Source organism: Deltaproteobacteria bacterium, assembly GCA_023382265.1.
Taxonomy (GTDB): domain Bacteria; phylum JAMCPX01; class JAMCPX01; order JAMCPX01; family JAMCPX01; genus JAMCPX01.
On record JAMCPX010000035.1, the window covers coordinates 48,575 to 58,820 of the forward strand.

A 10,246-nucleotide genomic window follows, 5' to 3' on the forward strand; every position below is an offset into this window, starting at 1 on the left:
GCTTAACCCCTATTTTTCACTTATTGCAATTTTTAATTCATGGGCAAGAGCTTTAAGTTGTTCTCTTGCATCTTTGGATTTCTCAATAAATTTTATGAATGCGCTGCCTACAACAATGCCATCTGCAATACTCGATACCATCGCCGCCTGCTGCGGGGTTGAGATGCCAAAACCAACCACTACCGGCTTTTTCGTATGCCTCTTAATCCACTTAATACTGTCAAACACCTTGCTGTCGATCTTTTTTGCTGATCCGGTTACACCTGTCGTGGATATATAGTAGAGAAAACCGCGCGTATGTTTTGACAGCTCCAAAAGCCTTTCTCTGTCCGATGTTGGGGCTGCAAGCAGGATCATATCAATGCCAGCTTGTTCAGCGTATTTCTTCACATTGTCGATCTCTTCAAGCGGCAGGTCCGGCAGGATAACACCATCCACACCGTTGTACGCGGCATCCTTAAAAAATCTGGTGACCCCGTATTTAAGCACTGGGTTTATATAACCCATAAGTATGACAGGTATGCCGGATATTTTTCGCATGTTTCCAACAAGGGTAAGTATCTTTGTGATATTTGTTTTTGATTGCAGCGCACGCTGTGCCGCCTTTTGTATCGTCGGTCCGTCTGCAATGGGATCCGAAAACGGCATACCGAGCTCTATAATATCAGCCCCGCCGCTTATAAGTGCTTCAACGTAAACTTGCGTCTTCTCTATGCCCGGATCGCCTGCCATAATGTATGCGATGAATGCCTTTTCACCGCGTTCAGCCAATGTATCAAAGGTATTTTTAATGCGATCGGTCATATTATTTTTTAAACTTTCCGTTATCATTTTCGAACTCAATATTTTCCCTTATAATACCCATATCCTTATCGCCTCTGCCTGATATATTTATTATAACAACAGCTCTTTTCGGCAACCTTTTTACGTACTTTCTTGCAAATGCAATTGCATGCGCGCTTTCAAGCGCCGGTATAATACCTTCCTTTTTTGACAGGTAGACCGCTGCAGAAAGCACCTCATCATCGTTTGCAGTATAAACCTTGAGCCTTCCTGTATCTTTCAGATAGCTGAGTTCTGGTCCGACACCGGGATAATCAAGCCCCGCTGATATGGAGTATGGATTTACGATCTGCCCGTCTTGATCCATAAGGATCTTTGTCATAGTACCGTGCAAAACACCCCTTTCACCGACAGTTAAGGAAGCCCCGTGTTTCCCTGATTTTATACCAAGGCCTCCGGCTTCAACACCAATAAGTTCAACCTTATCATTTTTTATGAACGGATAAAACAGGCCCATTGAATTACTGCCGCCGCCTATACATGCAATCAGTGAATCTGGAAGCCTGCCCTCAAACCGCATAATCTGTTTCTTAGTCTCAGTCCCTATAACAGACTGAAAGTACCTGACCATCTCCGGATAAGGATGCGGCCCGGCTACAGAACCTATTACATAGTGCGTAGTTTCAACATTTGTAACCCAGTCACGTATTGCCTCATTCATAGCGTCTTTCAGCGTCATGGATCCCGAATAAACAGGAACTACCTTTGTACCAAGCAGTCTCATCCTGTCAACGTTGAGTGCCTGACGTTTGACATCAAGGTCACCCATGTAAACTTCACATGAAAGTCCAAACAATGCTGCAGCAGTGGCGGTTGCAACGCCATGCTGGCCTGCACCTGTTTCTGCTATGATGCGTTTCTTACCGAGACTTTTTGCCAGAAGCACCTGACCCACTGTATTGTTTATTTTGTGAGCGCCGGTATGGGCAAGGTCTTCCCTTTTCAGATATACCTTTGCACCCCCGAGATCTGCACTCATCCTTTCTGCAAAATAAAGCGGCGTCGGCCTGCCTACGTAATGTTCAAGATAATACTTAAGTTCTTTCTGGAACGAAGTTGTACGAACAATACGCCTGTACCGGTCCTCAAGCTCACGCAATGCATGAATAAGCGTCTCAGGAACAAACCTGCCGCCGTACTCGCCAAAATAGCCGTGATGATCGGGAAGTTTATGTTTTTTTGTCGCCATTTCCATAATGGTTCTATACTTATTATAAATTTGTATGTCAAAGGAAAACAGGCATGATATCCTGCGATTGTAATAACTCGAGAAAAGCATTACAAAAAAATAATGTGACAACATAAAATTGTTGTATTCTTGACACTATGCCATGCTTATGGTTTTAATAGATTATGGCTGATAAAGAGCAATTACAACAAAATAAAAAAGAAGAAAAGTTCATAATGTCGCCCGAGATAGAGAAATACATTTTAATCCTTAAAAAGGAGCCGAGGTCGCCGGTTTTTGCAGCACTTGCAGAAGCTTACAGAAAAGGCGGCATGCTTGATGAGGCAATATCTGTTGCAAACGAAGGATTAAAAAATAATCCCGGATACATCAGCGGCAGGGTCGCACTCGGCAAGGCATATTTTGATAAAGGCGAGCTTGATAAAGCACTTGAACAATTAAAGCTTGTTGTAAAGTCAAACTCTGATAACATAATTTCTCATAAGGTGATCGCAGATATTTATATCAAAAAATCTGATACCGTTTCCGCTACGCAGGAATTAAAAACGGTGCTCTTTCTGTCCCCCGATGATAAAGAAGCAAAGGCATTGTTAAATGACCTCTCCGGAACCGGAGCAAGGATAGAAGAAAAAAAACAGGAACACGTTAAAGAACAAATACCAGAGCAGAAACAAACCGAGCAGGCCATCACTAAATCGATAGAAGAAACAGATAAAGCACCTGCTGCTGAATCCGTTAAGGAAGAGGAAAGGAAGACAGAAGATATAGCAGCAAAACCAACGGATGTAGAATCCATACCGGCGACTGAACCTGAGCATAAAGAGGAGATATCAAAAGATCCTGACAAAGCAATAGAAGATAAACAGGTCACCGCACAAGAGCCTTTACAGGAAGATATATCGAATAATGAAGAAACAGCCGGGCAAGACACCGTCCATTTTACCAAAGACTTATCTCAAATAACAGAAGAAAAAACTGAGCCGGAGATTCGTGAAGCAAAAGAGCATACAGAGACGGATGAAACGGGTAACGCCGATTTACAATCCCTTGAAAAGGAACTCGAATCTGCATTTTCAATGCCGTCACCCGGTGAAGCAGAGGTAATTAAAGAGGTAGAAAAACCACGGGAACCTAAACCAGAACAAATTCAGGAACCTGTTGAACAGATAAACACAGAGCACGCAATTGAACCGCCCGATAAATCAATACAAGAACCTATAACCAGAAAAGATACAGCTATAAAAGCAATAGAATCTCAACCGCAACATGATATAGAAAATATTTTATTACGGCACGAAATTTCTCCGGAAGAGCCAAAGGTCGAAGCTCAAAAAGAAATTAAACCTCAAGCAGATGAATCAGAGGAAGAAATTCATACAGTCACAATGGCGGATCTTTATGTAAAGCAAGGACATTTTGATAAAGCGTATCAAATATATAAAAATATTCTTTTAAAAAACCCTGATAGCCCTGGGATCCGTGCAAAGCTTGTAAGGGTGAAAAAGTTAATTGATGCGAAAGAACAGGATCAATCGAACAAACAAAGACTGGATGTTTTAAAAAAACAAGAACAGGAAGAGCACCCATCTAACGATGCAGGATCTCCGGACATGATCAGCGATAATATGAAAAGACTCAATGCATGGCTTGATAAAATAAAGAGAGGAAGTTGATATGTCGTTCTCGGATTTAATAAAAAATATAGTTGATAATGTTAACGGATGTTCGGGTGGAATGATTATTGGTATAGACGGTATTGCGGTAGAACAGTACATGGTAGAGGATGAGATAATCGATCTGCAAAATATAGGCGTAGAGTATACCTCACTAGTTAAAGATATTTCAGATGCATCACGCGACCTTGGACTAAGTAACCCGGAGCAATTAACAATAGAATATGATGATACCATATTTATATTGCGTAGCATTAATAAAGAATATTTCATAATCCTTTCCCTCAAGAAATCCAGTAACATCGGAAAAGCACGATTTCTCTTAAGAAAAAACATATCGGCATTGGCACAACAATTTTAGAATGAACTATCGTCAAAAAAAGCTAATAAGTCTTATTAATAGATCACAACTAAATACGGCTGTTCTTACTTCAAGGGCAAATAAACATTACTTTACCGGTTACGAGTATGAAGAAGGCTATATCGTAATCAACGAGAATGAGATAAAACTGTTTGTTGATCCCAGATTTACTATTTATGCAAAACAGGAGATCGGCGGGTTGGACGTTGTTGAATCAAAAGAGCCTTTTATAGAACTCATTGGATATTTGAAAAGTTTTAAACGTATCGGCTTTGACGGCTCGGGTATCCGGTACAATACTTTTATGAAGTTAACTTCAGAATTAAATAAAAACCCTATAAGCTTCATTGAGGATTCTTTGCTTAAGATGCGATCAATAAAAGATGCAGAGGAGATTGACTTTATAAGACAGGGTGCTGATGCCTCAGGTATCGCAATAAATAAATTAATCGGAAGTATTAACACCGGGATGACAGAAAAAGAGATTGCTTTTATGTTGAACCTTGAACTTATAAAAGCAGGCGCCGATGATATTTCATTTGATACAATAGTTGCATTTGATGAGAAAACGGCTTATGCTCATGCTTTACCATCTAACGCTATAATCATCGGAGGAAAGCACACAATGTTATGCGATTTTGGTGCGGTTGTTAAAGGCTATCATACCGATGAGACACACACATTTTTTATTGGTGATGCAGGTAGCGATTTGAAAAAGGTCTACAACATTGTACTCGATGCCCATGATAGGGCAATAGATGCTATAAAGACAGGAATTAGGGCATCATCACTTGATCATCGTGTACGAGAGCTATTTGATAAGCATGGCTATGGAAAGTATTTTGGACATGCACTCGGACATGGTGTGGGACTTGATATACATGAATCTCCGTCCATAAGTAATAAGTCAAAGGATGTTTTAAAGAACGGCATGGTTTTTACAATCGAGCCTGGCATTTACATACCAGGCTGGGGCGGCATAAGAATAGAAAGCATTATACTCTTAACGGATAGAGGTAAAGAGATATTAACCATACGGGATAGGCTTAATCCTGTTATAAAACTGGAGGTATAGTGGATACAAATAGTATAAAAGAATTATTAGCAATCATAGAAGAGAAAAAAGATATTATAGAGATAGAATACAGTAAAGGTGATGAGAAGATCAGAATAACAAGACAATTGGTAAAGGCTGCAGGGCCTTCCACAGAAAGGTTCCAGAAGAAGGGCTTGGCGGAAGAGCAAACGATGCTTCAAAAAACAGAACAGGATGTGCATAGTCTAACCATCAATTCTCCATTCGTTGGTACATTCTATTCTGCCCCATCTCCAAGCGACAAACCATTTGTTGAAATAGGGGATATCGTTAAAAAAGGCCAGACCATAGGCATTGTTGAGGCAATGAAACTCATGAATGAAATAGAGGCCGATGCAGATGGAAAAATCGTACAGGTATTAAAAAAGGATGGCGAAGCTGTAGAATTTGGCGAACCAATATTTATTATCGAGCCTCAAGGTTAGATAGCATGTTTTCCAAAGTACTTGTGGCAAACAGATCCGAGGTCGCTGTCAGAATTATACGCTCATTAAAAGAGATGGGTATAAAATCCGTTGCTGTGTATTCTACCGTTGACAGAGATGCACTTCATACGAGACTTGCGGATGAAAAAGTTTGTATAGGTTCTGCACAGAGCAGATACAGTTATCTTAATGCGTCTGCTATAATAAGCGCTGCACAGTTAAAAGGTGCTGACGCAATACATCCTGGATATGGTTTTCTTTCGGAGGATCCTGGTTTTGCAGAAGTCTGTGAACAGGTTGGAATAAAGTTTATAGGACCAAAGGCACAGGACATAGAACTCATGGGTAACAAGCTCAAGGCTAGGGAGTACGTCAATAGACTTGGCATCCAGGTGCTTCCTGGTACATTTGAAGAAATCGAGGACGAACAGCACGCCATAAAGATTGCAAAAGAAATAGGATTCCCTTTGATCATAAAGGCATCCGCAGGCGGCGGAGGCAGAGGCATGAAGATAGTCTATGAAGAGGCACAGATGCCCAATATTATTAAGATCGCAAAAGCAGAGGCAAAGGGTGCATTCGGCAATGAATCTCTTTATATCGAGAGATATTTTGAAAACGCAAGGCACATAGAGGTTCAGATTATGGGCGATGGGAATGGTAATGTAATAGCTCTTGGAGAGAGGGAGTGTTCAATTCAACGCAGGCATCAAAAGTTTATAGAAGAATCACCTTCAATAGCTGTTAATGATAAATTAAGGGACAGGATGATGGATGTCGCCGTCAAAATCACAAAACGCATAAATTACAAAGGTGCCGGTACAGTAGAATTTCTTCTCGATGATAAAAATAGATTCTATTTTATGGAGATGAATACAAGGCTTCAGGTCGAGCATCCTGTGACAGAACTCGTCACAGGTACAGATATCGTTGTCATGCAGATAAGGATGGCCGCGGGAGAAAAACTTAGCGTATCTCAAAAAGATATAAGAATTAACGGCCACGCAATAGAATGCAGAATCAATGCTGAGGACCCCGAAACATTTATTCCAAGCGCGGGTAGGATTACACAGTATATTCCCCCCGGCGGCCCTGGTGTTAGAATTGATGGTGCAGGCTTTGCAGGAGCAGAGATACCTTCATACTATGATTCGCTTATTGCCAAATTAATCGTATGGGATCATGACAGGCCCTCAGCAATAAAAAAGATGTTAAGGGCACTCGATGAATTCATTATAGAAGGGGTTAAAACAAATATACTTCTGCACAAAAAGATAATTTCAAGCAAGGAATTCCTGATAGACCATATTACGACAAGGTTTGTAGAGAAATTCATTTGATATGAATTGTGTAAGATACCTTGGGTTCTTAACCCTACCACCAGACGTAAATATGGCAATAGATATCATGTTATTAAATGCGGCTATTGAACATTATGGAAACGCATATTTAAGATTTTTCCTTTTTGACAGGAAGTGTATATCCATAGGAAGAAACCAGATGTACGGCTCATTACCTCCAGATATGCAGAATAATGGACTCGAGACGGTAAAAAGGCCAACAGGCGGGGGAAGTGTTGTCCATGATAAGGATCTTTGTTATGGTCTCGTTTTACCGGAAAGCTATCTCGGCGATCATAAGTCGCTTATAGACAGCTATAATATGATAACAGAAGGATTCAGGAAAGGTTTTAGCATATCAGGTATCGATACAGATTATGGAAGCGATAAAGCCGTTGATTATAAAAAAGAAGCCGTGTGTTTCGCCCGATCACTTCCATATGAATTAACACTGAAAGGACAGAAAATAATAGGGAGTGCACAGAGACGCACAAAAGGTGTATTGTTACAACAGGGTTCAATAATGTTTAATAAGATTAATTATGAAAGATTAATAACTGCATTACTTGAGGGGCTTAAAACATCACTTGGCATAACTTATGTAAATGACCCTGCAACAGAAGAAGAACTTAAAGCATTACCCCAAAAATGCATTTGAAAATTTGGTTTGTCATCCATTATTGTTCATGGTCTGTATATCCAGACCCTCCCGGATCTGCTGTGTATCATGCAGGCTTTAAAAACAGCAAGGGCTTGGATATAAATAGACATGCCAAGTACCTATCACTCACTTTTCGTATAAATGGTATATCTTGTATACATATGAATTTTACCCTGTGATCGCTTTTGTGATCAGAATTAAGCCAAAATGGTAAAAACTGGTAGTAAGCCATAACAACACCTAACAGACCGCTGATCCGCTTGAATAAAAGGTTTGCACGGAATTAACCTTACTTATCAAGACCTTACAGAATGTGCCTTAAACGATGTTTATGTCCTTTGTAAGTTTACCCCGTTAGAAACTCTACTCTATATAGTTTGTTTAATGGGTTCTGAATTCATTATAAAATTATGGCTAAATTTTTCTGCTTTTCTAACGGGGTTTATATGCATGCACTTTTCTTATCTCTTTTATTAATATTCCTTGTAGCCCATGTTAGACGCATCACTATCACCCTATAAAATCTACTATTTTTCGGGGACCCAGATTTTCACTCACTTCACAGCCTCCTCTATATTTTTAAATGCATTTTTTGGGCTAAAAATAGTAATGTGTTCCTATAACTGGGAATACACGGTCTACAATAAATCCAAAGCCGGTGTAAGTCTGATCAGGCGGCGAGGTGGCTGGTGAAAGCAAAGATTCATGCACATTCACACCTGCATATTCAATTCCAGGCACCATCAGATCAATATTGAATCCTAAATGCTTTACACTCTCAAATGGGAAGAATTCACACCCAAGACCAACTGGAATAGCAATACCAGACATGCTTGTATCGTACTCACTCGTGCCAACCCCGGATGTGGTGTAGCCTGTTTTACCAATCCCATAAGACAGAACCAACTCTGCACTGCCGTATACCTTTACCTTCTCGGTATGATACACATTGTAAAAAATCTTTGCCCCAATTGCGATGTCGGTTATAGAGATATTTGCTGTATCTGCAGGATCAGGCTTTAAGGTGTAGGTCTGTGTGCCTATGCCAAATACCGGCTCAATGTCTACGGATTGGTTTATAGACATCTTGATACCGACTGTTGGTACAACGATACCGGTGGGCAGTGATTCCAGAAATGGAAATGTGAATGTGTTGGAGGTCGTTGGCATGCCGGTATTTGGGTTTGGGTAAAACGATAGACTATTGGATTGAGAATAGCTCAGCATAATAGGTGCGGTAAACATACCAGGGAGATTAAATCCTACCCCTGTGAGATGCTCTCCATCGGACTGTGCAAAAGCCATGCTACGGATAACAAGGATACAACCTACTGTTACAATGGTACTGATAAATCTTTTCATAAACCCTCCTTTTTTATTTTAAGAGAATCAATGTATTGCATATAAATTCCCGTCATTTTAGCCTACATAGATCGTGCCGTCAGAACCGATGACAGGAGAGGATATAATCCCACATCCTGTGGCAAATGTCCATTTAAGTGTGCCGTTTGGATTGATTGCATAGAGGGTATTGCCATAATCACAAGAAACTATTAGGCTCATATCGTTGCCCAAAAATCCTGTCCCAATATAGATTGTGCCATCCGCTCCTATGGCTGGTGATGAAATGATCGGACCACTTGTTGTAAAACTCCACTTTAAACCTCCTATTGTTGTGCTTGTATTTACAGCACTTAATCCCGTGTTCTGCATATTTCCTCTGTATTTTGGCCATGGGGCATTATATGCAAGGGTTATTGAACCTGATAGTCCTTGTGTATTCAATGCAATTGTACCTGTTGTGAATAAATCAGGATGACCTGTGTAAGATACGGTTACTGTTGCTGTCCCAGTTGCTGAATATGCTAAAGCTGCAAGAATTGTTGCTGTTTGCGTGTTCCCTCCATTTGTTATTGCCCAACCATTTGATACTGTCCATGTATATGTAAGCCCTGTATTTAATCCACCCATCATTATTACACTTACTTTTATTGTCCCCAGTGGTGCAGGCACTCCAGAGGCTGTTAGATGGTCTATTACTATGGGTTGGATTACGGCATTTTGCTTGCTGCTGCACCCTGATATAACTGATAGTCCTGCAATTACAATTAATATGCTCCTTTTCATAGCTTATTTTAATACACACCTGTTGTGTATATGAGATTTATACATGAGTTGTTCTTCGTATTGCTTTCCATGCTGATTCTTTACTTGTTTACTTGAATGGTGTCGGGAGTGATGCCGTAAATTTCCATTTCCCCAATGAACCGTCAGGATTAATGGATGCATATTCTACGGAGTTGCCACTCCCATAACCTGCTATTGCATATAGATACCCGTTGTATGCCACCACCCCATCAGCATTCCTTGATTTGTTTAATGAGGTCGTTTGTATCCAATTACCAATACTACCGTCTGCGTTTATTCGAGCATATTGAACCATTGTGGTAGGAACTGTCTCATGATAAGATTGCCATGGTTTATCTCCACCAACAAGATACACATATCCATTATAATATGTCCCTCCCCAATTAGTAAGAGCAATAGATGTTGAATACGTTATTCGTTCTCCAAAAGACCCATCTGGATTAATAGGAACCCTATAATAAGTAGTATTTGTGAAGCTTGCGATAGCGTATAACCAATTATTGTAAACAA

Annotated in this window: 11 protein-coding genes; 6 read left to right on the forward strand and 5 right to left on the reverse strand. The window is 40.3% G+C overall.

Translation table 11 applies throughout. The features are described 5' to 3' along the window. Nucleotides 1-9: 9 nt before the first annotated feature. Together trpA and trpB are read right to left on the reverse strand one after the other, a co-directional pair. Entirely contained in the window at nt 10-804 is a 795-nt protein-coding gene (gene trpA, locus M1381_07050; protein MCL4478838.1) for a tryptophan synthase subunit alpha, read from the reverse strand. Between the two features lies 1 nt (nt 805). Continuing rightward, complete coding sequence (trpB, locus tag M1381_07055; protein ID MCL4478839.1) at nt 806-2,032, reverse strand: tryptophan synthase subunit beta; 1,227 nt, start codon at nt 2,030-2,032, stop codon at nt 806-808. A gap of 164 nt (nt 2,033-2,196) precedes the next feature. Between trpB and M1381_07060 the strand changes: the two genes are divergently transcribed. The 6 genes from M1381_07060 to M1381_07085 are packed head-to-tail and all read left to right on the forward strand — an operon-like array spanning nt 2,197 to nt 7,585. After that, nucleotides 2,197-3,705, forward strand: coding sequence for a hypothetical protein (locus M1381_07060; GenBank protein MCL4478840.1), 1,509 nt, complete (start codon nt 2,197-2,199; stop codon nt 3,703-3,705). Nucleotide 3,706: 1 nt separating this feature from the next. Then, nucleotides 3,707-4,066 carry a hypothetical protein gene (locus tag M1381_07065; GenBank protein MCL4478841.1) on the forward strand — a complete coding sequence of 120 codons (360 nt, stop codon included), beginning with the start codon at nt 3,707-3,709 and terminating at the stop codon, nt 4,064-4,066. Between the two features lies 1 nt (nt 4,067). Further along, complete coding sequence (locus M1381_07070) at nt 4,068-5,141, forward strand: Xaa-Pro peptidase family protein (protein ID MCL4478842.1); 1,074 nt, start codon at nt 4,068-4,070, stop codon at nt 5,139-5,141. Continuing rightward, entirely contained in the window at nt 5,141-5,587 is a 447-nt protein-coding gene (gene accB / locus M1381_07075) for an acetyl-CoA carboxylase biotin carboxyl carrier protein (protein ID MCL4478843.1), read from the forward strand. The genes M1381_07070 and accB overlap by 1 nt, the downstream gene beginning before the upstream one ends. A gap of 5 nt (nt 5,588-5,592) precedes the next feature. Then, nucleotides 5,593-6,927, forward strand: a complete 1,335-nt coding sequence (gene accC / locus M1381_07080; protein ID MCL4478844.1) for an acetyl-CoA carboxylase biotin carboxylase subunit — start codon at nt 5,593-5,595, stop codon at nt 6,925-6,927. A gap of 1 nt (nt 6,928) precedes the next feature. Next, a complete protein-coding gene (locus tag M1381_07085) occupies nt 6,929-7,585 on the forward strand; it encodes a hypothetical protein (protein ID MCL4478845.1) in 657 nt (218 codons plus the stop codon). A 600-nt stretch (nt 7,586-8,185) separates the two neighbouring features. On the opposite strand, the gene M1381_07090 is transcribed toward M1381_07085, so the two are convergent. From M1381_07090 to M1381_07100, 3 genes are all read right to left on the reverse strand, one after another. After that, complete coding sequence (locus M1381_07090) at nt 8,186-8,950, reverse strand: hypothetical protein (protein ID MCL4478846.1); 765 nt, start codon at nt 8,948-8,950, stop codon at nt 8,186-8,188. Between the two features lie 57 nt (nt 8,951-9,007). Next, entirely contained in the window at nt 9,008-9,715 is a 708-nt protein-coding gene (locus tag M1381_07095) for a PQQ-binding-like beta-propeller repeat protein (protein ID MCL4478847.1), read from the reverse strand. 88 nt (nt 9,716-9,803) lie between these two features. After that, nucleotides 9,804-10,246: hypothetical protein (locus tag M1381_07100; protein ID MCL4478848.1), on the reverse strand; the 443-nt coding region annotated here is incomplete at its 5' end.